This is a genomic window from Streptomyces purpureus, from assembly GCF_014648195.1.
GTDB classification, from domain to species: Bacteria; Actinomycetota; Actinomycetes; order Streptomycetales; family Streptomycetaceae; genus Streptomyces; species Streptomyces purpureus.
This window is the reverse complement of record NZ_BMQQ01000014.1, coordinates 17,862-44,096: the sequence shown is the minus strand read 5'-3', so window position 1 is coordinate 44,096 and position 26,235 is coordinate 17,862. Positions and strand designations below refer to the sequence as shown.

24 protein-coding genes are annotated in these 26,235 nt (G+C 72.5%); 7 read left to right on the top strand and 17 right to left on the bottom strand.

Annotation, left to right across the window (positions count from 1 at the left end; translation table 11 throughout):
- The first annotated feature begins 44 nt into the window (after positions 1-44).
- Positions 45-377, top strand: coding sequence for a hypothetical protein (locus tag IEZ01_RS18895; protein WP_189202709.1), 333 nt, complete (start codon positions 45-47; stop codon positions 375-377).
- A 68-nt stretch (positions 378-445) separates the two neighbouring features.
- Here the strand turns inward: IEZ01_RS18895 and der are convergent, their stop codons facing one another.
- The 5 genes from der to aroH all read right to left on the bottom strand — a co-directional run bounded on the left by der (position 446) and on the right by aroH (position 4,909).
- On the bottom strand, positions 446-1,897 hold the full coding sequence (der, locus tag IEZ01_RS18890) for a ribosome biogenesis GTPase Der (RefSeq protein WP_019885153.1): 1,452 nt from the start codon (positions 1,895-1,897) through the stop codon (positions 446-448).
- 81 nt (positions 1,898-1,978) lie between these two features.
- Positions 1,979-2,680 (bottom strand): lysophospholipid acyltransferase family protein, encoded by a 702-nt coding sequence (locus IEZ01_RS18885; protein ID WP_189202707.1) that lies wholly within the window; start codon positions 2,678-2,680, stop codon positions 1,979-1,981.
- A complete protein-coding gene (gene cmk / locus IEZ01_RS18880) occupies positions 2,638-3,300 on the bottom strand; it encodes a (d)CMP kinase (protein ID WP_078513506.1) in 663 nt (220 codons plus the stop codon). The genes IEZ01_RS18885 and cmk overlap by 43 nt, the downstream gene beginning before the upstream one ends.
- Positions 3,301-3,461: 161 nt before the next feature.
- Positions 3,462-4,550, bottom strand: a complete 1,089-nt coding sequence (locus tag IEZ01_RS18875; protein WP_189202705.1) for a prephenate dehydrogenase — start codon at positions 4,548-4,550, stop codon at positions 3,462-3,464.
- Positions 4,547-4,909 carry a chorismate mutase gene (gene aroH / locus IEZ01_RS18870; protein ID WP_028797362.1) on the bottom strand — a complete coding sequence of 121 codons (363 nt, stop codon included), beginning with the start codon at positions 4,907-4,909 and terminating at the stop codon, positions 4,547-4,549. The genes IEZ01_RS18875 and aroH overlap by 4 nt, the downstream gene beginning before the upstream one ends.
- A gap of 102 nt (positions 4,910-5,011) precedes the next feature.
- On the opposite strand from aroH, the gene IEZ01_RS18865 reads away from it, so the two are divergent.
- The 3 genes from IEZ01_RS18865 to IEZ01_RS18855 are packed head-to-tail and all read left to right on the top strand — an operon-like array spanning position 5,012 to position 6,549.
- Positions 5,012-5,347 (top strand): DUF952 domain-containing protein, encoded by a 336-nt coding sequence (locus IEZ01_RS18865; protein ID WP_189202703.1) that lies wholly within the window; start codon positions 5,012-5,014, stop codon positions 5,345-5,347.
- 46 nt (positions 5,348-5,393) lie between these two features.
- Positions 5,394-5,855: a Rieske (2Fe-2S) protein gene (locus tag IEZ01_RS18860; RefSeq protein WP_189202701.1), complete on the top strand. Its 462-nt coding sequence runs from the start codon at positions 5,394-5,396 to the stop codon at positions 5,853-5,855.
- Between the two features lie 10 nt (positions 5,856-5,865).
- Positions 5,866-6,549, top strand: coding sequence for a nucleotidyltransferase domain-containing protein (locus tag IEZ01_RS18855; RefSeq protein WP_189202699.1), 684 nt, complete (start codon positions 5,866-5,868; stop codon positions 6,547-6,549).
- A gap of 18 nt (positions 6,550-6,567) precedes the next feature.
- Here IEZ01_RS18855 and IEZ01_RS18850 read toward each other — a convergent pair whose 3' ends face one another.
- The 12 genes from IEZ01_RS18850 to pyrG all read right to left on the bottom strand — a co-directional run bounded on the left by IEZ01_RS18850 (position 6,568) and on the right by pyrG (position 20,026).
- Positions 6,568-7,590: an ADP-ribosylglycohydrolase family protein gene (locus IEZ01_RS18850; protein WP_019885161.1), complete on the bottom strand. Its 1,023-nt coding sequence runs from the start codon at positions 7,588-7,590 to the stop codon at positions 6,568-6,570.
- On the bottom strand, positions 7,587-8,330 hold the full coding sequence (locus IEZ01_RS18845; protein ID WP_019885162.1) for an NUDIX hydrolase: 744 nt from the start codon (positions 8,328-8,330) through the stop codon (positions 7,587-7,589). The genes IEZ01_RS18850 and IEZ01_RS18845 overlap by 4 nt, the downstream gene beginning before the upstream one ends.
- Entirely contained in the window at positions 8,327-9,283 is a 957-nt protein-coding gene (locus IEZ01_RS18840) for an AAA family ATPase (RefSeq protein ID WP_019885163.1), read from the bottom strand. The genes IEZ01_RS18845 and IEZ01_RS18840 overlap by 4 nt, the downstream gene beginning before the upstream one ends.
- 132 nt (positions 9,284-9,415) lie before the next feature.
- Positions 9,416-10,504: a pseudouridine synthase gene (locus tag IEZ01_RS18835; protein ID WP_019885164.1), complete on the bottom strand. Its 1,089-nt coding sequence runs from the start codon at positions 10,502-10,504 to the stop codon at positions 9,416-9,418.
- Positions 10,504-11,124, bottom strand: coding sequence for an SMC-Scp complex subunit ScpB (scpB, locus tag IEZ01_RS18830; protein ID WP_019885165.1), 621 nt, complete (start codon positions 11,122-11,124; stop codon positions 10,504-10,506). Before scpB ends, IEZ01_RS18835 begins: the two co-directional genes overlap by 1 nt.
- Positions 11,121-12,185, bottom strand: a complete 1,065-nt coding sequence (locus IEZ01_RS18825) for a segregation and condensation protein A (RefSeq protein WP_189202697.1) — start codon at positions 12,183-12,185, stop codon at positions 11,121-11,123. Before IEZ01_RS18825 ends, scpB begins: the two co-directional genes overlap by 4 nt.
- Before the next feature lie 47 nt (positions 12,186-12,232).
- Positions 12,233-12,784 (bottom strand): hypothetical protein, encoded by a 552-nt coding sequence (locus IEZ01_RS18820; protein ID WP_189202695.1) that lies wholly within the window; start codon positions 12,782-12,784, stop codon positions 12,233-12,235.
- Positions 12,769-13,845 (bottom strand): ParA family protein, encoded by a 1,077-nt coding sequence (locus tag IEZ01_RS18815; RefSeq protein WP_106959785.1) that lies wholly within the window; start codon positions 13,843-13,845, stop codon positions 12,769-12,771. Before IEZ01_RS18815 ends, IEZ01_RS18820 begins: the two co-directional genes overlap by 16 nt.
- Positions 13,846-14,227: 382 nt before the next feature.
- Entirely contained in the window at positions 14,228-15,343 is a 1,116-nt protein-coding gene (gene ald, locus IEZ01_RS18810; protein WP_019885169.1) for an alanine dehydrogenase, read from the bottom strand.
- 163 nt (positions 15,344-15,506) lie between these two features.
- Positions 15,507-17,498, bottom strand: a complete 1,992-nt coding sequence (locus IEZ01_RS18805; RefSeq protein ID WP_189202693.1) for a tetratricopeptide repeat protein — start codon at positions 17,496-17,498, stop codon at positions 15,507-15,509.
- A 156-nt stretch (positions 17,499-17,654) separates the two neighbouring features.
- Positions 17,655-18,284: an NUDIX domain-containing protein gene (locus IEZ01_RS18800; protein WP_189202691.1), complete on the bottom strand. Its 630-nt coding sequence runs from the start codon at positions 18,282-18,284 to the stop codon at positions 17,655-17,657.
- A 71-nt stretch (positions 18,285-18,355) separates the two neighbouring features.
- Positions 18,356-20,026: a CTP synthase gene (pyrG, locus tag IEZ01_RS18795; RefSeq protein ID WP_028797367.1), complete on the bottom strand. Its 1,671-nt coding sequence runs from the start codon at positions 20,024-20,026 to the stop codon at positions 18,356-18,358.
- 380 nt (positions 20,027-20,406) lie between these two features.
- Between pyrG and IEZ01_RS18790 the strand changes: the two genes are divergently transcribed.
- From IEZ01_RS18790 to IEZ01_RS18780, 3 genes are all read left to right on the top strand, one after another.
- The gene (locus tag IEZ01_RS18790) at positions 20,407-22,209 is read left to right on the top strand and encodes a glycoside hydrolase family 15 protein (RefSeq protein ID WP_028797368.1); all 1,803 of its coding nucleotides are present in this window, start codon (positions 20,407-20,409) and stop codon (positions 22,207-22,209) included.
- Positions 22,210-22,338: 129 nt separating this feature from the next.
- On the top strand, positions 22,339-23,730 hold the full coding sequence (locus tag IEZ01_RS18785; protein WP_189202689.1) for an FAD-binding oxidoreductase: 1,392 nt from the start codon (positions 22,339-22,341) through the stop codon (positions 23,728-23,730).
- Between the two features lie 309 nt (positions 23,731-24,039).
- On the top strand, positions 24,040-25,671 hold the full coding sequence (locus IEZ01_RS18780) for a PucR family transcriptional regulator (RefSeq protein ID WP_019885175.1): 1,632 nt from the start codon (positions 24,040-24,042) through the stop codon (positions 25,669-25,671).
- The last annotated feature ends 564 nt before the right edge of the window (positions 25,672-26,235 follow it).

Genomic DNA, 26,235 nt, shown 5'->3' with positions numbered 1-26,235 from the left:
AGACCCGCCCGCATCCGACGGACGGCGGGCTCGTTGGCACCTACGTGCACGCATACGACCCCAGCCGCCAGCCCTACTCGTCCCCGATCCCCTCGATGCGCCCGGCGCACGACACGTCGGCCGGCGCGGGCCAGTCGGCGACGCCGATCTACGACGCGCTGTACTCGGAGTACCGCCGGTCCTTCCGGGCCCTGCCGGGAGACCGCAGCGGTGAGGAGGACCTGGGGTTCCAGGGCTTCGGATCCAGGACCGGGTACGGGTACTCGTCGGCGTCGTCATCGTCGTCCTCGTACACGCCGTACGTCGGACGGTGGCGACCGTACTCGTCCCCCCACACCCCGGCGGCGCTGCCACCGGCCCCGCGCCGGGGGCTCTGAACATCCTCGTACGACGGCTGAGGGCCGGGGCGATCGCCCCGGCCCTCAGCCGTCGTACAGCACATGCCTCAGCTCTTGCGGCCGCGCTTCTCGCGCACCCGCACCGAGATGTGGATCGGGGTGCCCTCGAAGCCGAACTCCTCACGCAGCCGGCGCTCGACGAAGCGGCGGTAGCCGTGCTCCAGGAAGCCGGAGGCGAAGAGGACGAACCGGGGCGGCTTCGTGCCCGCCTGCGTACCGAAGAGGATGCGGGGCTGCTTGCCGCCGCGGATCGGGTGCGGGTGGGCGGCGACGAGCTCACCGAGGAAGGCGTTCAGCCTGCCGGTGGGGACCCGGGTCTCCCAGCCGGCCAGGGCGGTCTCGATCGCCGGGACCAGCTTCTCCATGTGGCGGCCGGTCAGCGCGGAGACGTTGACCCGCGGGGCCCAGGAGACCTGCTGCATCTCGGTCTCGATCTCGCGCTCCAGGTAGTAGCGGCGCTCCTCGTCGAGGGTGTCCCACTTGTTGTACGCGATGACGAGGGCGCGGCCCGCCTCGACGGCCATGGTGAGGATGCGCTGGTCCTGGACGCTGATCGACTCGCTGGCGTCGATCAGGACGACCGCGACCTCGGCCTTCTCGACGGCGGCGGCCGTACGCAGCGAGGCGTAGTAGTCGGCGCCCTGCTGGAGGTGGACGCGCTTGCGGATACCGGCGGTGTCGACGAACTTCCAGGTGACTCCGCCGAGTTCGATCAGTTCGTCGACCGGGTCGCGGGTGGTGCCGGCCAGCTCGTTGACGACCACACGCTCCTCCCGGGCCACCTTGTTGAGCAGGGAGGACTTGCCGACGTTCGGGCGGCCGATGAGGGCGATCCGGCGCGGGCCGCCGACGCCACCGGCGCCGAAGGTCTGGGCGGGGGCCTCGGGCAGCGCCTTGAGGACCTCGTCGAGCATGTCGCCGGTGCCCCGGCCGTGCAGGGCGGAGACGGGCATCGGCTCGCCGAGACCCAGCGACCACAGCGTGGCGGCGTCGGCCTCGCCGGAGGGGCCGTCGACCTTGTTGGCGCAGAGCACGACGGGCTTGCCGGCCCGGCGCAGCAGCTTGACGACGGCCTCGTCGGTGTCGGTGGCGCCGACGGTGGCGTCCACGACGAAGACGACGGCGTCGGCGGCCTCGATGGCGTACTCGGCCTGGGCGGCGACGGAGGCGTCGATGCCGAGGACGTCCTGCTCCCAGCCGCCGGTGTCGACGACCTTGAAGCGGCGGCCGGCCCACTCGGCCTCGTAGGTGACGCGGTCGCGGGTGACGCCCGGCTTGTCCTCGACGACGGCCTCGCGGCGGCCGATGATGCGGTTCACCAGGGTCGACTTGCCGACATTCGGGCGGCCGACGACGGCGAGGACGGGGAGCGGGCCGTGTCCGGCCTCCTCGATCGCGCCCTCGACCTCTTCGATGTCGAAGCCCTCTTCGGCGGCGAGCTCCATGAACTCCGCGTACTCGGCGTCGCCAAGTGCCCCGTGGTCGTGCTGGTCGTTCATGAAGTCCGTTCCTCGTTCATTCATCGTGGTCGGTGACCCTCGGGCCCGGGTGGGCCGGGAGGTTCACTACTCAAGTCTCGCCTAGCGCCCGGTGAGGCGCCTGGCGTTTTCCAGGTGGCCGGTGAGCCGCTGCTGGATCCGTACGGTGGCATCGTCCAGCGCCTTGCGGGTCCGGCGGCCGGAGCCGTCGCCCGCCTGGAAGGGGTCGCCGAAGACGACGTCGACGCGGCTGCGCAGCGGAGGCAGCGCCGGTATCAACCGTCCGCGCCGCTCGGTGCTTCCCAGAACGGCGACCGGGACGATCGGGGCGCCGCTGCGGACGGCGAAGTAGGCGAGCCCGCCGCGGATGGCGGCGAAGTCGCCCTCGCCGCGGGTGCCCTCGGGGAAGATCCCGAGGACGCCGCCGTCGGCGAGGACGCCGAGCGCCCGGGTGACGGCGGTGCGGTCCGTGCTCTCACGGTCCACCTTCAGCTGGCCGATCCCTTCCAGGAACGGCCCGAGAGGCCCGACGAAGGCCTCCTGCTTGATCAGGAAGTGGACCGGGCGGGGCGCGGTGCCCATGAGCATGGGGCCGTCGATGTTGTGCGCGTGGTTGACGGCCAGGATCACCGGGCCGGTGGCCGGGACGCGCCAGGCGCCCAGCACGCGCGGCTTCCACAGCCCGTACATCAGGCCGATGCCGATGGACCGGCCGACGGCGGCACCCCGGGCGGCCCGCGCGGCCGGCGGGGAGGGTTTGGTCACGCCGTGGCCCGCTTCTCCTCGACGAGGGTGACGACGCACTCGATGACCTGCTCCAGGGTGAGCTCGGTGGTGTCGACCTCGACGGCGTCGTCGGCCTTGGCGAGCGGGGAGGTCTTACGGCTGGAGTCGGCCGCGTCCCGCTTGATCAGGGCCTGCTGGGTGGTGACCACGTCGGCGCCCTTGAGCTCGCCGGAGCGGCGGGCGGCGCGGGCCTCCGGGGAGGCGGTCAGGAAGATCTTGAGGTCGGCGTCGGGCAGGACGGTGGTGCCGATGTCCCGGCCTTCGACGACGATGCCGAGCGGGGCGTCGGCGGCGATGGACCGCTGCAGCTCGGTGATGCGCTCGCGCACCTCGGGGACCGCGCTGACCGCGCTGACCTTGGAGGTGACCTCTTCGGTACGGATCGGACCGGCGGCGTCCACGCCGTCGACGGTGATCGTCGGGCGGGCCGGGTCCGTCCCGGAGACGATGACGGGCTTGCCGGCGGCATCGGCGACGGCGACGGCGTCCTGCACGTCGATGCCGTTGCTGATCATCCACCAGGTGATCGCACGGTACTGCGCCCCGGTGTCCAGGTAGCTGAGCCCCAGCTTGGCGGCGACCGCCTTGGAGGTGCTCGACTTGCCCGTGCCGGAGGGGCCGTCGATGGCGACGATCACGGATTCCACGGTGGAGGACACCTTCCTGATACGCGATGAGGGCCCGACGGACTGCCAGGGGCCCCGCCCCAAGGTTACCGATTCCCGACGGCCCCCCGCGCCTGGCCCTTGGGAGGGCGTCGGACCGGGGGGCTCGGGGCGTCCCGTCAGGGGCGATCCGCTCAGCTCGTCCGCAGGGCCCAGCCGCGCTCCCGGAGGGCCGTGCTCAGGGCCTCGGCCGCCGACGGCTCGACCATGAGCTGGACCAGGCCCGCCTGCTGGCCCGTCGCGTGCTCGATGCGGACGTCCTCGATGTTGACGCCCGCCCGGCCCGCGTCGGCGAAGATACGGGCCAGCTCGCCGGGCTGGTCGCTGATCAGGACCGCGACCGTCTCGTAGACCGTCGGCGCCGCGCCGTGCTTGCCGGGGACCCGGGCGCGGCCGGCGTTGCCACGGCGCAGGACGTCCTCGACGCCCGTCGCGCCGCCGCGGCGCTTGTCCTCGTCGGAGGACTGGAGCGCCCGCAGCGCCTGGACCGTCTCGTCGAGGTCCGCCGCCACCCCGGCGAGGACGTCGGCCACCGGTCCGGGGTTGGCGGAGAGGATCTCGATCCACATCCGGGGGTCGGACGCGGCGATCCGGGTGACGTCCCGGATGCCCTGGCCGCACAGCCGTACCGCCGTCTCGTCGGCATCCTCCAGCCGCGCCGCGACCATCGAGGAGATCAGCTGAGGGGTGTGCGAGACAAGGGCGACGGCCCGGTCGTGGGCGTCGGCGTCCATGACGACGGGCACGGCGCGGCAGAGCGCGACCAGCTCCAGGGCGAGGTTCAGGACCTCGGTGTCGGTGTCGCGGGTGGGGGTGAGCACCCACGGCCGACCCTCGAAGAGGTCGGCGGTGGCCGCGAGGGGGCCCGAGCGCTCCTTGCCGGACATGGGGTGGGTCCCGATGTACGCGGTGAGGTCGAGGCCCAGCTGTTCCAGCTCCCGCTTGGGGCCGCCCTTGACGCTGGCCACGTCCAGGTAGCCGCGGGCGATGCCGCCGCGGATCGCCTCGGCGAGGGTGGCGGCGACATGCGCGGGCGGTACGGCGACGATCGCCAGGTCGACCGGGCCCTCGGGCGGCTCGTCCGTGCCGGCGCCGAGCGCCGCCGCGGTCCTGGCCCGGGCCGGGTCGTGGTCGGTGAGGTGGACCGTGACGCCCCGGCCGGCCAGGGCGAGGGCGGCCGACGTGCCGATGAGGCCCGTCCCGATGACGACGGCGGTCCTCACTGGGCGATGTCCTTGCGCAGGGCCGCCGCGGCGCCGAGGTAGACGTGCGCGATGCGGGACTTCGGCAGATCGGACTCGACGTGCGCGAGAAGGCGGACGACCCGGGGCATGGCGCCCTCGATGTCGAGCTCCTGCGCGCAGATGAGGGGCACGTCCACGATGCCCAGCTTGCGCGCGGCCGCGGCGGGGAAGTCGCTGTGCAGATCGGGGGTGGCCGTGAACCAGACGCTGATCAGGTCGTCCGCGGTGAGGCCGTTGCGCTCCAGCACGGCGGTCAGCAGCTCTTCCACCTGCTCATGCATGTGTACGGCGTCGTCCCGCTCCAGCTGGACGGCTCCCCGGACCGCTCGTACCGCCACGTCGTGCTCCTTCACCTCGGCGAGTGCTGCCGTCTCCAGCCTAGTCAGCCGCTCGGACACACCGGCGCGGCGACCACCTCCATGTGCGCTACAACTGTCGGCATGCTGTTTCATGTCGTGCCCCGGGACGAATGGACCGCGGAGCCGGGCGGCCCGTACGCCCCCGCGTCGCTGGCCGCCGAGGGCTTCGTGCACTGTTCGCCGGACGAGTCCGCGGCGCTGGCGATCGCCGACGCCCACTACCGGGACGTACCGGGCCCGCTGCTGGTGCTGGTCCTCGACGAGGAGCGGCTGGGCGGCGAGGTCCGCTGGGAGGGCTCGGGAGACCAGGTGTTCCCGCATGTGTACGGGGCGATCGAGCGGGCCGCCGTGAGCGCCGTGCTGGAGGTCCGCCGGGACGGGGACGGCCGTGCGAGGGAGCTGGCACCCTGGTCGTAGGCGTGTTTGCCGGGCTCGGGAGGGGCCGCCGAGCAAGCTGGGCGGCATGAGTACTGATGCCACACCCCGTCGTACCGTGCTGCTGGCCGGTGCGGGTTCAGTCGCCGCGCTGGCGACCGGCTGCGGAGACGACGGCCAGGAGACCGCCCCCGAACCGGAAACCGCCCCCGAACTCGGGTCGCCGCCGCCCGAGCCCCCGGCGTCCGCGCCCGCATCCCCCGGGCAGACGCTCGCGAAGACGTCCGAGATCCCGGTCGGCGGGGGGACGATCTTCGAAGAGCAGAAGGTCGTCGTGACGCAGCCCGAGGCGGGCCAGTTCAAGGCCTTCTCGGCGGTCTGCACCCATCAGGCGTGCCTGGTCAGCAGGGTGGCGGACGGCACCATCAACTGCCCGTGCCATGCCTCCCGGTTCAGCATCACGGACGGCTCGGTGGCCGGCGGCCCGGCGCGGCGGCCGCTGCCGGAGGAGGAGATCACGGTGTCGGGGGACGTCATCAGCCTCGCGTAGCCTGGCGCGCATGACTCCGGAAGAGCTGGTGCGCGACCACACGATCTACTCCTGTGTCATGGGGTCGCGTGCCTTCGGTCTGGCGACCGAGGGCAGCGACACCGACCGCCGGGGGGTGTTCCTCGCCCCGACGCCGCTCTTCTGGCGCTTCGACAAGCCGCCGACGCATGTGGACGGGCCTGCGGAGGAGCAGTTCAGCTGGGAGCTGGAACGTTTCTGCGAACTGGCGCTGCGGGCCAACCCGAACATCTTGGAGTGTCTCCACTCCCCCGTCGTGGAGCGCATCGACGACACGGGCCGTGAACTGCTCTCCCTGCGGGAGGCGTTCCTCTCCCGCCAGGTCCACCAGACCTTCGTCCGCTACGCGCTCGGGCAGCGCAAGAAGCTCGACGCGGACATGCGCCAGTACGGCGCGCCCCGCTGGAAGCACGCGATGCACCTGCTGCGCCTGCTGACGAGCTGCCGCGACCTGCTGCGCACGGGCCGCCTGGCCCTGGACGTCGGCCCCGACCGCGAGCGTCTGCTCGCGGTCAAGCACGGCGAGGTCTCCTGGCCCGAGGTCGACTCCTGGATGACCCGCCTCTCCGAGGAGGCCGACCGTGCGGCCCTGACGACCCCACTGCCGTCGGAGCCCGACCGCCCCCGCGTCGAGGCCTTCCTCCTGCGCACCCGCCGCGCCTCGGCGGCGGGCTAGCGCCGGCGCCCGCACCGGTCAGGCGTCCCAGAGCGCCCCCAGCGTCAGCAGCTCGCTGCGGTACTCGATGCGTTCCGCCCATTCCTTCGGCCACACGCCCGCACCCAGGTGCGCCCCCGCGAACGCGCCCGTCAGGCAGGCGATGGAGTCCGAATCGCCCTTCGTGCAGGCCGCGCGGCGCAGGGCGGTGAGGGGCGATTCGGGGAAGAGGAGGAAGCAGAGCAGTCCGGTGGTGAGGGCCTCTTCGGCGATCCAGCCGTCGCCGGTGTAGAGACACGGGTCGACCTCCGGGCTCGCCGTGCGCAAGGCGGAGGCGAGGGTCTCCAGGGCGGCCAGGCATTCGTCCCAGCCGCGTTCGATGAAGGCGGTGGGGCTCGCGTCATGGGAGTACGTCCACAGGTCGCCGAGCCAGGTGTGGTGGTAGCGGGAGCGGTTCTCGTAGGCGTACGAGCGCAGCTGGCCCACGAGGCCGAGCGGCTCCGCGCCCTGGGCCAGGAGGTGGACGGCCCGGGCGGTCAGGTCGGAGGCGGCCAGTGCGGTGGGGTGGCCGTGGGTGAGCGCCGACTGGAGCTGGGCCGCGCCCGCGCGCTGTTCGGCGCTCAGGCCGGGGACCAGGCCGATCGGCGCGACCCGCATGTTGGCGCCGCAGCCCTTGGAGCCGATCTGGCTGGCCTGCTGCCAGGGCCGGTCGCTGTCGAGCGCGGCGCAGGCGACCATGCACGTACGGCCGGGCGCGCGGTTGTTCTCCGGCGAGTGGTACCAGTCGACGAACTCCTCCCGCACGGGCTGGGCCAGCCGCAGCGGTGCGAGCACGCCCCGGTCCATGGCGGTCCGTATGCCGCGCGCGAGGGCGAGCGTCATCTGGGTGTCGTCCGTGACGATCGCCGGGTCGGGCAGGCTCATCTCCCGCCAGGGCCCGCACTTGGCGAGGATGGAGGGCACGTCGTTGAACTCGGTGGGGAAGCCCAGCGCGTCCCCGAGGGCCAGCCCGACGAGCGCCCCCGTCGCGGCCTGCTTGGTGATGGTCCGTGCGGCGATCACGAGGAACGTCCTTCCGGTCGCAGAAGTGGCGGGTGCAGCGCGCTCGCCGCGCCCGCCCGGTAGAGAGCGGCCGGTTTCCCCCGTCCGCCGGTGCGGCGCGGCGGTCCTTCCACGGCTTCGACGAAGCCGGGCGTGGTGAGGACCTTGCGCCGGAAGTTGGGGCGGTCGAGTGCGACGCCCCAGACGGTCTCGTACACCTGCCGCAGCTCGCCGAGGGTGAACTCGGGCGGGCAGAAGGCGGTGGCGAGACAGGTGTATTCGAGCTTGGCGCCGATGCGCTCGTGCGCGTCGGCGAGGATCCGCTCGTGGTCGAAGGCGAGCGGCCCGTCGGTGCCGTAGGGCGTCCACCGCGCGCGTGCCGCGTCGCCGCCGCCGCGCGGTTCGGGCAGGTCGGGCACGAGCGCGGTGTACGCGACGGAGACCACCCGCATCCTGGGATCGCGGTCCGGGTCGCTGTACGTACGCAGCTGTTCCAGGTGGAGGCCGGCCACGGTCCGCGGCAGGAGGCCGGTCTCCTCGGCCAGTTCGCGCCGCGCGGCCTGTTCGGCGGACTCCTGGGGCAGGACGAACCCGCCGGGCAGCGCCCAGGCCCCCCGGAAGGGCTCCTGGCCGCGTTCGACGAGCAGGACGTGGAGCCGTTCGTCGCGGACGGTGAAGACGGCGAGGTCGACGGTGACGGCGAACGGCTCGAAGGCGTAAGGGTCGTACCCCTCGGGCCGCCCGGCGGCGGGCGCGGTCATCGGGTCTCCGGTACGGGCGTGAGGTGCGGGGCCTCGGCGAGCAGGGCGTCCACGGCGGCGACGGCCGTCCCCATCCGCACCTCGTGCGGTCCGGTCAGCAGGACGGTCCGGCGCCCGGTGTGGGCGAGCTGGGTCCGCAGGCGTGCCGTGGTCCAGGCCCGCAGGGTGTCCTCACGGGCGAGCGGCACGTCGCGGTGGTCGGTGAGCAGCCACAGGTGGTGCCTGCCGCGGGCGGCGATGCGTGCGGTCTCGGCGCTGGCGGCGCCCACGTACCGCTCGTGCCAGATGGTGGCGGCGAAGGCGTCGCCGTCGCAGAAGAGGACGGGCGATCCGGTCCGGGCGGCCGCCTCTTCGCGTTCGCTGCGGCGCAGTGCGATCAGCGGGAAGTCCTCGCTGGTGAGGCCCGCTCCGGGGGCGGGGCGGTATTCGGGCACGTAACGGGTCGTGCTCCAGACGCCGCCACGCCGCCGGTAGTGCTCGGCGAGCGCCCTGGCCATCGTGGTGGCGCCGGAGGACTCGGCGCCGAGGACGACCACCCGCCGGGCGAGCGCGGCCCGTACGGGCGGCTCCAGGTAGTCCCAGCAGGCGATGGGGTCCTTGCGGACGGCGGCGGCCGACACCGGGAAGACGGTGTGGCCGGGGTCGACGCACACGCTCTGCGCGCCCAGGTGCCGGGCGAGCGCGTCGGCGTAGGCGCCCGGGCCCGCGTCCGCGCCGAAGACGGCGTCGACAGGCCCGGCGATGTCGTCGAGACGGCCGGCGACCTGGACGCGAGGGTGGATCTCGCGCATCCACTCGACCCGGTCGCCGTGCGGCAGGGGGTCGTCGGCGTGGGCCCGTACGAGCACGGTCAGCCGCCGGCAGCGGTCCTCGGCGGTGCGGACGAGGTGGTGGTGGCCCGCGTGCGGGGGGCAGAACCTGCCGGGGACCAGCCCGTGTCCGTAGCGCGTCATGTCCGTACCCCCTTCACCCGCCGAGCGCGTTCTTTAAAGTCATTCTGACTATAAAGCAGCGGGCGTGGTCCGACAAGCCGAAAAGCCCGCGGCTGGTGGCCGCGGGCTTTTCGCAGGGGGCGGGGCGAGGGCCTACAGGCCGACTTCCTTCATCAGCATGCCGACCTCGGTGTTGGTCAGACGGCGCAGCCAGCCCGACTTCTGGTCGCCCAGCGCGATCGGACCGAAGGCGGTCCGGACGAGCTTCTCCACCGGGAAGCCCGCCTCGGCCAGCATGCGGCGCACGATGTGCTTGCGGCCCTCGTGCAGCTGCACCTCGACCAGGTAGTTCTTGCCGGTCTGCTCGACGACCCGGAAGTGGTCGGCGCGGGCGTAGCCGTCCTCCAGCTGGATGCCCTCCTTGAGCCGCTTGCCGACCTCGCGCGGCAGCGGGCCCGTGATGGCGGCCAGGTAGGTCTTCTTCACGCCGTACTTCGGGTGGGTGAGGCGGTGGGCCAGCTCGCCGTGGTTGGTGAGCAGGATGATGCCCTCGGTCTCGGTGTCCAGCCGGCCGACGTGGAAGAGCCGCGTCTCGCGGTTGGTCACGTAGTCACCGAGGCACTGGCGGCCGTCCGGGTCCTCCATGGTGGAGACGACACCGGCGGGCTTGTTCAGGGCGAAGAAGAGGTACGACTGGGTGGCGACCGTCAGGCCGTCCACCTTGATCTCGTCCTTCTCCGGGTCGACCCGGGTGCCCTGCTCGATGACGATCTTGCCGTTGACCTCGACCCGGCCGGCGTCGATCAGCTCCTCGCAGGCGCGCCGCGAGCCCATGCCCGCACGGGCCAGGACCTTCTGCAGCCGCTCACCCTCCTGGTCACCGAAGGTCTTGGGGGTCTTGATCTCCGGCTTGCCCGCGTACCGCTCCCGGTTGCGCTCCTCCGCGCGGGCGTCGTACTCCCGCGAACGGGCCGGGGCCGTACGGCCGCCGCCGCGCTGCGGGGACTGCCGCGGCCCGCCCTTGGCGCCACCGCGCGCGGCAGAGCCCCGGCCCTTCTTCGGGCCGTCGGAGGGGCCACCGACGTCGTACGTGCGCTCCTCGGGGCGCGGGCGGCGCGGGTTGCCGCCGCCCTGCCGGTCGTCCCGGTTGTTGCCGGCACCCCGGTAGTTGCCGCGGCCGCCGCTCTTGGCACCACGGCTCCCGCCGTTGTTTCCGCTGTTCCTGCCGCTGCTGCTTCGCATCAAAATTCCGTCTTGTCGTCTGCGTCTGCGTCCTCGCGATCCGGCGCATCGGGCGCGTCCGGATCGAACGACGGGACCCCTTCCAGCGTGTCCGCCTCGATCGCGTCCGCCTCTGGGAGGAAGGGCGCGAGCTCCGGGAGCTCGTCCAGGCCGCGCAGGCCCATCCGCTCCAGGAAGTAGTTCGTCGTCCTGTACAGGATCGCACCTGTTTCGGGTTCCGCGCCCGCCTCCTCGACCAGACCGCGCTGAAGGAGGGTGCGCATGACGCCGTCGCAGTTCACCCCGCGGACCGCGGATACCCGGGAACGGCTGACCGGCTGGCGGTACGCGACGACGGCGAGGGTCTCCAGGGCCGCCTGGGTGAGGCGGGCCTGCTGGCCGTCGAGGACGAACCGCTCGACGGCGTCTGCGTGCTCGGGGCGGGTGTAGAAACGCCAGCCGCCGGCCACCAGCCGCAGTTCGAAGCCGCGGCCCTGGGCGGTGTACTCGTCGGCGAGTTCGCGCAGCGCGTCCGCGACCTCCCGGCGGGGGGTGTCAAGGACCTTGGCGAGGTGATCTTCGGTGGCCGGCTCGTCGACGACCATGAGGACGGCCTCAAGGGCGGGCTTGAGCGCGGTCATACCTTCTCCTGGGCGGGTGCGGGCTGGTCGAATTCGTCGGTCACGGTGACGTCCCCGTCGCCGTGGCCGGTCCAGGTGACGGTGAGGTCGCCCAGGGCATCCTCCTGGTCGAGGGCGACGGCCTTCTCGCGGTAGAGCTCCAGCAGCGCGAGGAACCGGGCGACGACGGTGAGGGTGTCACCGGCCCCCTCGGTGATCTCGCGGAAGCTGACCGCGCCCCGCTCCCGCAGCAGCGCGACGACCACGGCGGCCTGCTCCTGGACGCTGACCAGGGGGGCGTGGATGTGGTCGACGTACACCTGGGGCTTGGCCCGGGGCTGCATCGCCTTCACGGCGAGCTTGGCGAACCCCTCGGCGCCGATGCTGATGACGACCTCGGGGAGCAGCTCGGCGTGGTGCGGTTCCAGGCCGACGGTACGGGGATGGCGCCGGCCCTCCGCCTCCCACCGGTCCTCGAAGATCGCGGCGATCTGTTTGTACGCGCGGTACTGGAGGAGCCGGGCGAACAGCAGGTCGCGCGCCTCCAGGAGGGCGAGGTCGGCCTCGTCCTCCACCTCGGCGGCGGGCAGCAGCCGGGCGGCCTTGAGGTCGAGCAGGGTGGCGGCGACGACGAGGAACTCGGTGGTCTGGTCGAGGTCCCAGTCGGGGCCCATGGCGCGGATGTGGGCCATGAACTCGTCGGTGACCTTGGAGAGGGCGACCTCGGTGACGTCCAGCTTGTGCTTGGAGATCAGCTGGAGGAGGAGGTCGAAGGGCCCCTCGAAGTTGGCGAGCCGCACGGTGAAACGCCCGTCACCGGCCTCGGGTACCTCGGCCGCGTCGGGAGCCTCAGGAGCGTCGGGAGCCGCAGGAGCCTCGGCCGATTCAGGAGCCTCAGGCGCCTCGGGTGGCGCAGCCTCAGCCTCAGCGGGCTCGGGCTCTGCGGGCCCCGGCTCGACCGGCTCAGAGACCTCGACCGGCTCGGGCTCGACCGGTACCGCCGGCGGCGCGGCCGTCCCCGGCCCCCGCCCCAGGGCACGGCGGCGTACGGGGCGGGCGGCGGGGTCGTCGGTCGGGGGCAAGGGCGGTCCAGACGGGAGCAGGGGCGCGGCAGCCCGCAAGGCTACCGTCAGCGCCCGCGAAGCCGCCGTACGAGGATGCTCGCGTCGCCCCGGGACTCCAGGTCCGCCAGGACCACGGCGACGGCCTCGCGGACGATCCGGCCGCGGTCGACGGCGAGGCCGTGCTCACCGCGCAGGACGAGCCGGGCGTGTTCGAGGTCCATGAGCTCCTCGGCGGAGACGTAGACCGTGATCTTCTCGTCGTGGCGCTCGCGGCCGCTGGGCCGCCGGTTGGCCGCGCGGCCCCGGCGGCGAACCGGTTCGCCGGATGCCGGTGCGGCTCGTCGCGGTGGATCGGCGGGGGCGGGCTCCGGGGTGCGGGTGCGCGGCTCGGCGGCCTCCTCGTCGGCGGAGGAGTGCTCCTCCGCCGACGACGCGGCCGAGGAGGTCGCGGGCGCCGCCGGGGAGGCCGCCGCGGCCTCCGTGTCGCTCTCGGCCGCCGGCGGCGGTACCCGTGGTTCCCCGTTGGCGGATCTCCGGGGGGACGAGGCCTGCAGCGCCATCCCCCCGGTCGTACGGAACAGCTCGTCGGCCCCGGGCAGACTCACTCGGCGTGACACCGGGCGAGCACCTCCCTGGCGAGCTGGCGGTATGCGGCGGCACCGACGGAGTTCGAGGCGTACGTGGTGATCGGCTCACCCGCGACCGTGGTCTCCGGGAAGCGCACGGTCCGGCCGATCACGGTGTGGTAGACGTGATCGTCGAAGGCCTCGACCACGCGGGCGAGGACCTCGCGGCTGTGCACGGTCCGCGAGTCGTACATCGTGGCGAGGATGCCGTCGAGCTCCAGGTCGGGGTTGAGCCGCTCCTGGACCTTCTCGATCGTCTCGGTCAGCAGGGCGACGCCGCGCAGCGCGAAGAACTCGCATTCCAGCGGCACGATGACCTTGTGAGCCGCCGTCAGGGCGTTGACCGTCAGCAGGCCGAGCGAGGGCTGACAGTCGATCACGATGTAGTCGTAGTCGTTCAGCAGCGGCTTGAGGGCGCGCTGGAGCGTGGACTCGCGCGCGACCTCGCTGACCAGCTGAACCTCGGCGGCCGAGAGGTCGATGTTGCTCGGCAGCAGGTCCATGTTGGGCACGGCCGTCTTGAGCAGCACCTCGTCCGCCGACATGCCCCGCTCCATGAGCAGGTTGTAGACGGTGAGGTCGAGCTCCATCGGGTTCACGCCGAGGCCGACGGAGAGGGCGCCCTGCGGGTCGAAGTCGACGAGCAGGACCCGGCGTCCGTACTCGGCGAGCGCGGCGCCCAGGTTGATGGTCGACGTCGTCTTGCCGACGCCGCCCTTCTGGTTGCACATCGCGATGATCTTCGCGGGGCCGTGTTCGGCCAGCGGGCCCGGGATCGGGAAGTACGGCAGCGGCCGTCCGGTCGGGCCGATCCGCTCACGGCGCTGCCGGGCGGCGTCGGGGGCGAGCGTGGCCGCGTACTCGGGGTCGGGCTCGTACTCGGCGTCAGGGTCATAGAAGTGCCCCTCGGGCACCTCGTCATAGGCGGCGAAGTGGGTGGACTCTCGGCCACTCTCGTTGCCGGCCGTGGCGTTCACGTGTAGGCCGTCCATCATCTTCATCGTGTGGGCTGTCGTCGGGTGCTGGTGGGTCGCGTTGCCCCTCGCAGCCATTCCTGGTTGCCCGCCCCCGGGAGTAATTGTCGACTCATTCACAAGTCGTCTTACCTCCTTGGACGTGACCAGGAAACTTATCGATTCGTCAGCGTGGCACCATGCCGACGGTTGGCGACTCTATGGCGTGTCACCGCTCCGCAGCAACACAATCCGCCGGACCCGGCCCGATGTGTCGGCAACGGAACACCCCGATGTCAAGGGTGCACAGCCATGGATCGCCACGTTTCGGGGGTGCGCGAAACGGTTAAAGGGTTACGTTCGAGGCGAGTTGATCGAGGCTCGCAAAGTGGCCCGACACACATTCGGCCGGACCTTGGTCGACAAGGTCCGGCCGGATGCGTGACGTTGACGGCGGTCATTGACGCCGCCCGTCGGAAGGTCAGCCGAGAAGGGTGCTCAGCTCGAGGTGGTCGAGGCCGTGCGCCTCGGCGACCTCCTTGTAAACCACCTTGCCGTCATGGGTGTTGAGACCCTTGGCGAGCGCGGCGTCGCGGCGCAGCGCCTCGGCCCAGCCGTTGTTGGCCAGCGACACGATGTAGGGCAGCGTGGCGTTGGTGAGGGCGTAGGTGGAGGTGTTCGGCACCGCGCCCGGCATGTTGGCGACGCAGTAGAAGACCGAGTTGTGGACGGTGAACGTCGGCTCGGCGTGGGTGGTGGGACGGGAGTCCTCGAAGCAGCCGCCCTGGTCGATCGCGATGTCGACAAGGACACTTCCGGGCTTCATCTTGGCGACGAGCTCGTTGGTGACCAGCTTCGGGGCCTTGGCGCCCGGGATGAGGACGGCGCCGATGACGAGGTCGGCCTCGACGACGGCCTTCTCCAGCTCGAAGGCGTTGGAGACGATCGTCTTCACCTTGGTGCCGAAGATCCGGTCGGCCTCGCGCAGCTTGTTGATGTCACGGTCGAGCAGGGTGACGTGGAAGCCCATGCCGACGGCGATCTGGGTGGCGTTCCAGCCGGAGACGCCGCCGCCGATGACGACGCACTCGCCGGCGTGGGTGCCGGGCACGCCGCCGGGGAGGACGCCGCGGCCGCCGACCGAGCGCATCAGGTGGTAGGCGCCGACCTGCGGGGCCAGCCGGCCCGCGACCTCGGACATCGGGGCGAGCAGCGGCAGGGCGCGGTTCGCGGTCTCGACGGTCTCGTACGCGATGGCGGTGGTGCCGGACTCGAGCAGGGCGTCCGTGCACTCGCGGGACGCGGCGAGGTGCAGGTAGGTGAAGAGGGTCTGGTCCTTGCGGAGGCGGTGGTACTCCTCCGCGATGGGCTCCTTGACCTTGAGCAGCAGGTCGGCGGTGGCCCAGACCTCGTCGGCGGTGGGCAGGATCTGCGCGCCGGCCGAGACGAACTCGCCGTCCGTGATCGAGGAGCCCACACCGGCGTTCTGCTCGATGAAGACCTCGTGGCCGTTGCGGACGAGCTCGTGCACGCCGGCAGGGGTGATGGCCACCCGGAACTCGTTGTTCTTGACCTCGCGGGGGATTCCGACCTTCATCGTCGATCACGGTCCTTGAATCAGGGGGTGACGGGGGTGCACTGCAATACATACCCGGATGGATACATACCCGGATGCAATGGGGCGCACCAGGGCAGACCGCGATCGAGCGCGGCGCACCCAGTCTAATGAAGGAGTTCCCCGTGTCTAGCCTTGCAAAGCATTAATCTTCGACGGAAGCACTACGGATTTCGCAGGCGGAAGGCTCGCCTCCGAGGAGTCTTTCGGCCGCGGCCCGGTGCAGCCGGGCGGCGGCCGGGTCGCCGAGCCGGTCGAGGGTGTCGGCCAGCCTGAGCTGCAGCGCGGCCTGGAGCCGTACATCCCCGGCCCTGCGCGCCCACTCCACCGCCTCCTCGCAGGTGCGCAGGCATTCCTCGGGCCGGCCCGCGTACTCCTGGACCCGGGCCGCCTCGCTCAACGCCCGCGCGTAGGACGGGAGATCGGCGAGCCGGCGGTGGCCGGAAGCGGCCGCACGCCAGTTGCGCAGCGCCTCGCCGTACCGGCCCGCGTAGGTGTTCACGGCGGCGAGGCGGCCGTACAGCCGCGCCTGGTCGGCGCGCTCGTCCCGGGCCAGGCGGTGGGCGAGGGCCCGGCCGTACCAGTCGGCGGCCCGCAGCCAGTCCCCCAGTTCCTGGTAGGAACCGCCTACGGATTCCATCGCCCGGCCGATCGCGTACGGGTCGCCCGCGGCCCGGCCGGCGTCCAGGGCCGCGCGGTAGCGGGCGAGGGCGTCCTCGGTACGGCCGGTCCCGGCGTCGAGATCGGCCAGATTCAGCAGGGCAGCGGCCCGCTCGCGGTGCAGTCCTCGCCGCTCGGCGACGTCGAGCACCAGGCTGTGCAGCCCGTACAGCTCGGGCGCGGCGGCCTCGGTGCCCCGGTGCGCGGCGAGCGCCCGTACCAGCGCCGCGACCAGCCGCCGGGCCAGGGTGTCCAGCTCGCCGTCGGCGACCGCGAGCCGCGCGCAGGCCAGCAGCACGGGCTGGCGGGCCCGCAGCCACTCGGCGGCCGACCGTGGAGTGGTGAAGCGCAGGGCCCGGGGCAGTCCGGCGAGCCGGCGCCGGGCGGGGGACCCTTCGGGTTCGGTGACGGCCCGGCACGACTGGAGCAGCCGTACGGTCCGCTCCAGCATCCGGGCCCGGGCGAGCTGCACCTCGGCGGGCCGCTCCACCTCCTCCACCAGCTGCCGCAGCAGCGGGACGATGTGGCCGGGCACCTCGTACTCGCCGTTCTCCGCGGTGCGCAGCATCCCCAGGGCGGCGAATTCGTCCAGGGTCGTCTGGGCGCTGGAGACCGAGCAGCCGGCCAGCGCCGAGGCGGTGTGGGCGTCTGCGAGGCCGAGCGGGGCGAGCGAGAGCAGCCGCAGGATCCGGGCGGAGGGCTGCGGCAGGGAGTCGTGGAGGAGGCGGAAGGCCCGGGCGACCGGTTCGCCGGGCTGGGCGTGCAGCCGCTTGGAGAGGTCGGCGACGGACGCCTTGGGCCGGGCGCCGAGCCAGGCTCCGGCCAGGACCAGGGCGGCGGGCTGGCCGCCGCAGACCTCGGTGAGGGTTTCGGCGGCCTGGGGGTCGACGGTGATCCGTACGGAGCCGGTGTGGCTCTGCAGCAGTTCGATCGCGGACTTGGGGTCGAGGCCGCCGAGTGTGCAGGGCCGTACGTCGGGGATGCCGGTGAGGGGGCCCCGAGCGACGGCGACGACCAGGCAGTCGGGGTTCTCCGGCAGGAGGGGGTCGACCTGTGCGGCGTCGACGGCGTCGTCGAGGAGCAGCAGCACGCGGCGTACGGCGAGCGCCTCGCGCACCATCTCGGCGAGCTCGTCGCCGTCGGCGCCGGCCGGGCCGGCGATGTCCAGGGCGTCGAGCAGCTCGCGGGCGGTGCGTTCGGTGGGGACGGGGGTCCCGCCGGGTTCGGTCAGCCGGGCGCGGAGCACCCCGTCGGGGTACTTCGCGGCGAGGGAGGCGACGAGCTCCTCGGCGAGCGAGGTCCGTCCGGATCCTGGCCGTCCGGCGATCAGCAGGACGCGGGCGCGGGGGGCCTTGCGGCCGGAGAGCGTGTCGAGGCCGGCGCGCTCGATGTCGGCCCGAAGGGCCTTCAACTCGCGCTGCCGCCCGAAGAACTGTCCCGCACCCGCCACCGGCCGGTCCACCACCTGATCCGCCACGGGGCCACACTCCCGTCCGCCTGCCGCACCGCCGAGCCCGCCGGGTCTCCGGACGGGCGATCCCGAGCGTAGTTCAGGGTGACGGACGTTCAGGCCGGGGCGTGGCGGGGGGATCCCCCGATCGGATCAGCGGATCTTCATACCCCGGGCAAGGTGCTAGGAGGCGAACGGCCGGGCCGGCCACGGCGCCTCCGCCGGGCGCAGCGCGTCCATGCCGCCCTCCAGCGAGCGGGCGGTGAGCAGCGAGAGCACACCGACCACGAGGCAGTTGTTGTGGAGTTCACCCGCGAGGACCCCCCGGGCCAGCTCCTCCAGCGGGATCCGGGCGAGCTCCATGTCGGCCTCCTCCTCGGCGACCTCGAAGCGGTCGCCGTCCGCCGCCGACAGATCGCGGGCGAGGAAGATCCGTACGGCCTCGTCGCAGCCGCCGGGTGTGGTGTAGACGTCGGTCAGCACCCGCCAGTCCTCGGCCTTGACGTGGGCCTCCTCGTACAGCTCGCGCTGGGCGGCGTGCAGCGGGTTCTCGCCGGGGACGTCGAGCAGCCCGGCCGGGATCTCCCAGAGCTTGTGGCGTACGGGGTGGCGGTACTGACGCAGGACCAGAACCCGGTCCTCGCCGTCGAGGGCGAGGACGGCCACCGATCCGGGGTGGACCTGGTAGTCGCGCCGGGCGACCTTCCCGTCCGGCATGACCACGTCGTCCGCGCGGACACTCGTCTTGTTCCCCCGGTACGGCGTCGCCGACTCGGTGACCCGCCACTCCTCGGGGGTGTCCTTGATGGTCATGCACGTCCTCCCTCATACGAAAACCGGGGTACGGAACGCGTCCGTACCCCGGTCAACCGTAACGCTACGGGCTACTTGCCCTTGCGGGCGGCCTGCTGGCGCTCGACGGCGGCCTTGACCAGGCCGGCGAAGAGCGGGTGCGGGCGGGTCGGGCGGGAGCGCAGCTCCGGGTGGGCCTGGGTGGCGACCAGGTAGGGGTGGACCTCGCGCGGGTACTCGACGTACTCGACGAGCTTGTTGTCCGGGGAGGTGCCCGAGAAGACGATGCCCGCCTTCTTCTCCAGCTCCGCGCGGTAGGCGTTGTTCACCTCGTAGCGGTGGCGGTGGCGCTCCTCGACGTACGGCTGGTCGCCGTAGACCTCGCGGACGATGGAGCCCTCGGCCAGCTTGGCCGGGTACAGGCCCAGGCGCATCGTTCCGCCCAGGTCGCCGGCGCCCTCCACGTAGGCGAGCTGCTCCTCCATCGTGGAGACGACGGGGTGCGCGGTGGCGGAGTCGAACTCGGTGGAGTTGGCCTCGGGGATGCCGGCCAGGTTCCGCGCCGCCTCGATCACGATGCACTGCAGGCCCAGGCAGAGGCCGAGCAGCGGCACCTTGTTCTCACGGGCGTACTGGATGGCGCCGACCTTGCCGCTCACACCGCGGTCGCCGAAGCCGCCGGGGATGAGGATGGCGTCGACGTCGCCGAGCTGCTTCTTGGCGTCGGCCGGGGTCTTGCAGTCGTCGGAGGTGACCCACTTGACCTTGACGCGGGCCTTGTTGGCGAAACCGCCGGCGCGCATGGCCTCGGTCACCGACAGGTAGGCGTCGGGCAGGTCGATGTACTTGCCGACGAGCGCGACGGTGACCTCGTGCTCGGGGTTGTGGACCCGGTCGAGCAGGTCGTCCCAGGTGGTCCAGTCGACGTCGCGGAACGGCAGGTCCAGCTTGCGCACGACGTAGGCGTCCAGGCCCTCGGTGTGCAGGACCTTCGGGATGTCGTAGATCGACTTGGCGTCGATGGCGGCGACGACCGCGGCCTCGTCCACGTCGCACATCAGCGAGATCTTGCGCTTGATGGCGGTGGGCACGTCACGGTCGGCGCGCAGCACGATCGCGTCGGGCTGGATGCCGATGTTGCGCAGGGCGGCGACCGAGTGCTGGGTCGGCTTGGTCTTCAGCTCGCCGGACGGGCCGATGTACGGCAGCAGCGAGATGTGCACCACGAAGACGTTGTCCCGGCCGACCTCGTGGCGGACCTGGCGGACGGTCTCCAGGAACGGCAGCGACTCGATGTCGCCGACCGTGCCGCCGACCTCGGTGATGACGACGTCGACGTCGTCGGTCGCCATCCGCCGGATGCGGTGCTTGATCTCGTTGGTGATGTGCGGGATGACCTGGACGGTGTCGCCGAGGTACTCGCCGCGCCGCTCCTTGGCGATGACCTGCGAGTAGACCTGGCCGGTGGTGACGTTGGCCGAGCCGTCGAGGTCGACGTCGAGGAAGCGCTCGTAGTGGCCGATGTCCAGGTCGGTCTCGGCGCCGTCGTTGGTGACGAACACCTCACCGTGCTGGAAGGGGTTCATCGTGCCCGGGTCGACGTTGAGGTACGGGTCGAGCTTCTGCATGGTGACGCGCAGGCCCCGGGCCTTGAGCAGCGCACCCAGGCTGGAGGCGGTCAGGCCCTTGCCGAGGGAGGAGGCGACACCCCCGGTGACGAAGATGTGCTTGGTCGTCGAGGATGACAAGGATCGTGCCGGCATCGCCAAGAGGGGGCTCCCGTGGTCGCGTAGTGATGTGCGTACCGGCTCTCCACCCAATGTCGGGGGCGCCGTCGCTGCGGTTCGGGGGTGCCGTTCACATGTGAGGGGCCCACCGGTCCACGGGGTACCAGGGTATCAGCGACGGCGGGCGACCGCGTCCGGCCACGCGCGGCGCACGCGCGTGCGCGTGGCGCGACGGCCGCCCGGGGTTCGCCCGGTGTTGTCCCCTGTGTCACGCTCGACGCGGTGGTGGGGCCGCGCCGCGTGGTCGGCACGGTCGCGCGGATCACTACGGTGCGTCGTATCCTGCTCGGACCCCTTGACCGCTGACCTGCAAGTCGCCCTGCGGGGCGAACGTGGCCGTTCGACTGGAGATGCACGTGGCCGGGCGCATCGAGGATTACGCACTCATCGGAGACATGCAGACCGCCGCCCTGGTCTGCCGGGACGGGTCGGTCGACTGGCTCTGCCTCCCACGCTTCGACTCTCACGCCATCTTCGCCGGGCTCCTCGGCACCGAGGACCACGGCTTCTGGCGCGTCGGTCCGGTGTACCCCGAGGGCACCACCCCTCCCCCCGCCGACCGGCGCCGCTACGTGGGCGACTCGCTGATCCTGGAATCCGAGTGGGACACCCCGCGCGGCACCGTCCGGATCACCGACTTCATGCCGCCGCGCGACGGCGCACCCCAGCTCGTACGGATCGTGGAGGGCGTGAGCGGGCGCGTGCCGATGCGCTCGGCGCTGCGGATGCGCTTCAGCTACGGCCGGGTGGTGCCGTGGGTCCACAAGGTCGACGCGCGTACGGTCGCCGTCGCCGGGCCCGACTCCGTCTGGCTGGACACCGACGCCGACACCTACGGCGAGCACCTCACCACGTACTCCGACTTCACCGTCTCGGCGGGCGAGCGGTTCGCCTTCACGATCAGCTGGCAGCCCTCGCACAAGGAGCAGCCGCCGCTGCCGGACCCGCACGGCTCGCTGGAGGCGACCGCGGACTTCTGGCGCGAATGGGTCGCGCACTGCACGTACCACGGCCCCTACCGGGAGGCCGTCGTCCGCTCCCTGATCACCCTGAAGGCGCTGACCTACGCGCCCACCGGCGGCATCGTCGCCGCGCCCACCACCTCGCTGCCGGAGGAGATCGGCGGCGTACGCAACTGGGACTACCGCTACACCTGGCTGCGGGACGCCGCCATCACCCTCTCCTCGCTGCTGCGCACGGGCTACCGCGAGGAGGCGCGTGCCTGGCGGGAGTGGCTGCTGCGGGCGGTCGCCGGTGACCCGGAGAACCTCCAGATCATGTACGGCATCGCGGGCGAGCGGGAGCTCGGCGAGACCGAGCTGGACTGGCTGCCGGGGTACGAGGACTCCCAGCCGGTCCGGATCGGCAACGGCGCCGCGCACCAGCTCCAGCTGGACGTCTACGGCGAGGTCACCGAGGCGCTGCACCTGGCGCACATGACCGGGCTCGCCCGCAACGACTACGCCTCGCTGCTCCAGCTCAAGCTGATCCGCTACCTGGAGACGCACTGGGACCAGCCGGACGAGGGCATCTGGGAGGTGCGCGGGCCACGTCGGCACTTCGTGCACTCCAAGGTCATGGCGTGGGTCGCCGTCGACCGCACCATCAAGCTGATCGAGTCCGGGGACGCGGACGGGCCGCTGGAGCGCTGGCGCGAGCTGCGCGACGAGATTCACCGGGACGTCTGCGAGAAGGGCTACGACGCGGAACGCAACACCTTCACGCAGTCCTACGGCTCGCAGGAGCTGGACGCCTCGCTGCTGCTGATCCCGCAGATGGGCTTCCTGCCGCCGGACGACAAGCGGGTCATCGGCACGATCGAGGCGATCCAGCGGGAGCTGTCCACGGAGGACGGCTTCGTGCTGCGCTACCCGACGGCCGGCGAGGACGCGGGCGTCGACGGCCTGGAGGGCGACGAGGGCGCGTTCCTGGCGTGTTCGTTCTGGCTCGCGGACGACCTGGCGATGATCGGCCGGGTGGACGAGGCCCGCAAGCTCTTCGAGCGGCTGCTGGCCCTCCGTAACGACCTGGGTCTGCTGGCGGAGGAGTGGGACGCGCGCCTGCAGCGGCAGGTCGGCAACTTCCCGCAGGCGTTCAGCCACGTGCCCCTGATCGACACGGCGCTGCGGCTGACGGCGAGCGGGGCGTACGGAGGCTGACCCGGCCGACGCGCAGGACCCCGTTGCGGGCCGGGGGCCGCCACCCCGGGGCTATCGCCGACGCGCAGGGGCCGCCGGGCCGGGGCTACGCTGAAAAAGAGTCCTGTCGCCCCTGGGAAGGGGGGCACCATGACCGCCCCCAGCGTGAAGGCCCCGGCGCTCGCCGGTCTCCGCGAGGATCTGACCGGCGAAGTCCACGTCCCCGGTGATCCCGGGTACGACGAAGCCCGGGCGATCTTCAACAGCATGATCGACCGTCGGCCGGCGGTGATCGCCGGGTGCGCCTCCGAGGAGGACGTGGCGCGGGCGATCCGGTTCGGCCGGGAGAACGACCTGGAGATCGCCGTCCGCGGCGGCGGCCACAGCGTCGCCGGCATGTCCCTGAACGACAGCGGTCTGGTGGTGGACCTGCGCCGGATGAGGTCCGCGGACGTCGACACCGAGGTCCGCGCGATACGGGTCGGCGGCGGGGCAACCATGAGCGACCTGGACCGGGCCGCGCAGCCGCACGGTCTGGCGACCACCGGCGGGCGGGTCTCCACCACGGGCGTGGGCGGCTTCACGCTCGGCGGCGGTTCCGGCTGGCTGGAGCGGCGGTTCGGGCTGGCCTGCGACAACCTCGTCTCCGTGGACCTGGTGACCGCCGACGGCGAGTCCGTCCACGCCAGCGGGGACGAGAACCCCGAGCTGTTCTGGGCGCTGCACGGCGGCGGCGGGAACTTCGGCGTGGCCACGGCGATGACGCTGCGGCTGCATCCGCTGCCCTCGTTCTCCTTCGTGCTGCTGATGTTCACGCCCGAGGCGGGCTTCGAGGTGGTCACCACCTACCGGGAGCTGATGGAGTCCGCGCCGGACGAGGCGGGCGGCGGGGCGATCTACCTGACGGGGCCGCCCGAGGACTTCGTACCCCCCGACCTGGTCGGCACGCTGCTGTGCGCGGCGCTGGTCACGTACGCCGGCACCGAGGCGCAGGCCCGGGCGGTGGCCGCGCCGCTCCTGGACATCCCGCACGTGGCCGAGGTCGTCGCCGAGCTGCCGTACGCCGACTTCCAGTGCATGCTCGACGACCCGCCGGGCATGCGGAACTACTGGTCGGCGGAGTACCTGGAGCTGTTCCCCGACGAGGCCGCCGAGCAGTTCTGCGACCTGGCGACGTCGATGCCGATGCCGTCGCCGAGTCAGCACGCGCTGCTCCCGATGGGCGGCGCGGTGGCGCGCTCGGGCGGGCAGTACCCGGTGCCCTGGCGGCAGTCGCCGTGGGCCGTGCACCCCTTCGGAGTGTGGGAGGACCCGGCGGACGACGAACGCGGCCGGCAGTGGGTACGGGACGTACGCAAGGGCGTGCAGCCGTGGACGGCCGGCCACGTCTATCTCAACTTCATCGGGCAGGAGGGCCGGGAGCGGGTCGTCGCGGGCTTCGGCGCCGGCAACTACCGGCGCCTGGCCGCGGTCAAGGCGGAGTACGACCCCGACAACGTCTTCCACCTCAACCACAACATCGAGCCGACATCGGAGAGCTGACGCGTCGTCTGCTCAAGGCGGCGATCACCTCCCGCTCCGCAAGCTCGCGGATGTAGCCGTAGAGGGCGCCCGCCGCGGTGATCCATTTCGCCATGGCGACGTAACCGACCGAGTTCGCCTTGAGCCGCTGCACCTGCGAGGTGGGGTTCTCTGCCTTGGCGCGACACCATCCTCCGCAGTGACGTACGCCACAATCGACAGGAGGTGGCGCAATTGCGCCACCGATGCGACGAGTTGTCGCCGCGCGGCGGGGCCCGTCACGGCGGGGGGATGTTGCGGAAACAGCTACCGCGGGTAGCGTCCGGCCTCATGGACAATCAGGGCGGGATCACCGTGCAGCGGGCGCTTGAGCTGCCCGGACTCCGCGGCGGGCTCCCGGAAGTGGTCGTCGGCGCCGACCGGCTGCACCGCACCGTGCGCTGGGTGCACGCGGGCGAGGTGCCGAACATCGCGTCGCTGCTCAAGGGCGGCGAGCTGCTGCTCACCACCGGGCTCGGGCTGGGCACCCGCCCGGCCGAGCAGCGGGCGTTCGTCCGCAGGCTGGCGGACCGGGGCATCGCGGCGCTGGTCGTGGAGCTGGGCCCGCGGTTCAGCAGGCTGCCGGCCACGATCGTGGAGACGGCGCGGGCGGCGGGCCTGCCGCTGGTGCAGCTGCACCGCGAGGTCCCGTTCGTCTCGGTGACGGAGGAGGTCCATACCGAGATCGTCAACGGCCATTACGCGCTGCTGCGGCAGGCCGAGGAGGTGCACCGGCAGTGCACGGAGGCACTGCTCGGCGGCGGTGGGGTGCCGCAGGTGCTGCGGATCCTGGCCGACTTCACGGCGAACCCGGTGTTCCTGGAGACCGCGGACGGGCAGCTGCTGTACGCGGCGGGCACGGAGGCCGGACCGGCCGACCCGCTCCAGGTGTGGGACGGGCTGCGCGGCCAGCGTGCGGCGAGGGAGTCGGGGCCGCCGACGGGCTCGGTGCTGGTGGACGTCCCGGGCGGCGGCCCGGGTACGGGCAGTGTGCGCGCCCGCCTGGTACTGCTGTCCGTGGCGGGCCCGCTGTCGCCGGTGCACCGGATGGCGGCGGAGCGGGCGGCGGGGATCCTGGCGGTCGTCCTGATGCAGGCGCGTCAGGAGGAGGAGCTGGCGGCCCGCGGCCGGGGCGACTTTCTCACGGACCTGGCGGAGGGCCGCATCACGGCGGAGGACGCGCCGGCGCAGGCGCGGGTGCTGGGCTTCAAGCCCGGCGAGGGCCCGCTGCTGCCGGTGGTGATGCGCCTCGCCTCCGAGCTCTCCCCCTCCGGCAACTGGGCGCTCCTTGCCCGGGCGGTCCTGGAGGAGCTGTCATCGGTGGGTGTGCCGGTGCTGCTGGGCGTACGGCCGGTGGAGGGGCGGGTCCCGCTGCTGCTGGGCCTGCGCTCGGAGTCGGAGCGTACGGCGGTCGCGGACCGGGTCGCGGCGGCGCTGCGGGCGGGCGTCGAACGGGCGGGCCTGTCCCGGGCGGGCGCGGGGGCGCACCCGCCGGTCGTGGTGGTCGGCGTCGCGGGCGGCTGGGCGGCGGCCTCGGCGAGTCTGCGCCACGCGGCGGAGACCGCGACGGCGGCGCAGGGCCTCTCGGACCGCCCTTGGTACGACGCGCGCCGCCTCGACATCGACCTGCTCCTGTGGCGCCTGCGGGACCACCCCGACCTGGCGGCCTTCGTCGATCGCGCGATCGGCCCCCTCCGCGACCACGACCGCACCTCCCGCCCGCCACTCCTCCCCACCCTGCAGACCTACCTGGCCCATGCGGGCCGCAAGGCCGAAACGGCCCGCGAACTCCACCTCAACCGCCAAACCCTCTACAACCGCCTGGCCCGCATCTCCGACCTCCTCGGCACGGACCTGGACGACCCCCAGACGGTCCTGGCCCTGTCACTGGCGCTGCGGGCGCGGAGGCATACGGCGGGGTAGGGGGCGGGGGGGCTCCGCCGGGCGCGCGGGGGCCCGGGGTGGGCCCGAACCCTTGGCCGGGCGCGAGGCCCGTCGGGGCGGGCCGGGACGGAAAGGGCGCCGCCTGTCGGGGCGTTGTGCCCACCCGTCCCGCCCTGCGGGACGATTGCCCACAACCGGGTCCGACGTTGCCGCCGCATGGCGGGGGGTGGCGCTCCGTCCGGGGGGACCGCCAGCCCCGGCGGAACGCATGCCCTACAACGAGGTCCGACGTTGCCGCCGCATGGCGGGGGGCGCTCCGTTCGGGAGGACCGCCACCCCCGGCGGAACGCATGCCCTACAACGAGGTCCGACGTTGCCGCCGCATGGCGGGGGGCGCTCCGTTCGGGAGGACCGCCAGCCCCGGCGGAACGCATGCCCTACAACGAGGTCCGACGGCCCCCGCCGCGCCCGCGACAGGGGCCGAAACGGCCGTCTCCGCGGCGCGAAGCTGCCGCGCCCGGGGCCCGGGGCCTCGGCCCCGGATCCCTGCCTCCCGCTCCCCGGGCCAGGGTTCCCCCCAGCCGCCCCCGGCAGGGTTTCGGG

Excerpts from the sequence above, each read along its gene's own strand:
- der (WP_019885153.1), bottom strand. The coding sequence starts at position 1,897 with ATGAACGACCAGCACGACCACGGGGCACTTGGCGACGCCGAGTACGCG.
- IEZ01_RS18865 (WP_189202703.1), top strand. The coding sequence starts at position 5,012 with ATGCTGTTTCATGTCGTGCCCCGGGACGAATGGACCGCGGAGCCGGGC.
- IEZ01_RS18860 (WP_189202701.1), top strand. The coding sequence starts at position 5,394 with ATGAGTACTGATGCCACACCCCGTCGTACCGTGCTGCTGGCCGGTGCG.
- IEZ01_RS18855 (WP_189202699.1), top strand. The coding sequence starts at position 5,866 with ATGACTCCGGAAGAGCTGGTGCGCGACCACACGATCTACTCCTGTGTC.
- IEZ01_RS18845 (WP_019885162.1), bottom strand. The coding sequence starts at position 8,330 with ATGACCGCGCCCGCCGCCGGGCGGCCCGAGGGGTACGACCCTTACGCC.
- IEZ01_RS18840 (WP_019885163.1), bottom strand. The coding sequence starts at position 9,283 with ATGACGCGCTACGGACACGGGCTGGTCCCCGGCAGGTTCTGCCCCCCG.
- IEZ01_RS18835 (WP_019885164.1), bottom strand. The coding sequence starts at position 10,504 with ATGCGAAGCAGCAGCGGCAGGAACAGCGGAAACAACGGCGGGAGCCGT.
- scpB (WP_019885165.1), bottom strand. The coding sequence starts at position 11,124 with ATGACCGCGCTCAAGCCCGCCCTTGAGGCCGTCCTCATGGTCGTCGAC.
- IEZ01_RS18815 (WP_106959785.1), bottom strand. The coding sequence starts at position 13,845 with ATGGCTGCGAGGGGCAACGCGACCCACCAGCACCCGACGACAGCCCAC.
- ald (WP_019885169.1), bottom strand. The coding sequence starts at position 15,343 with ATGAAGGTCGGAATCCCCCGCGAGGTCAAGAACAACGAGTTCCGGGTG.
- IEZ01_RS18800 (WP_189202691.1), bottom strand. The coding sequence starts at position 18,284 with ATGACCATCAAGGACACCCCCGAGGAGTGGCGGGTCACCGAGTCGGCG.
- pyrG (WP_028797367.1), bottom strand. The coding sequence starts at position 20,026 with ATGCCGGCACGATCCTTGTCATCCTCGACGACCAAGCACATCTTCGTC.
- IEZ01_RS18785 (WP_189202689.1), top strand. The coding sequence starts at position 22,339 with ATGACCGCCCCCAGCGTGAAGGCCCCGGCGCTCGCCGGTCTCCGCGAG.
- IEZ01_RS18780 (WP_019885175.1), top strand. The coding sequence starts at position 24,040 with ATGGACAATCAGGGCGGGATCACCGTGCAGCGGGCGCTTGAGCTGCCC.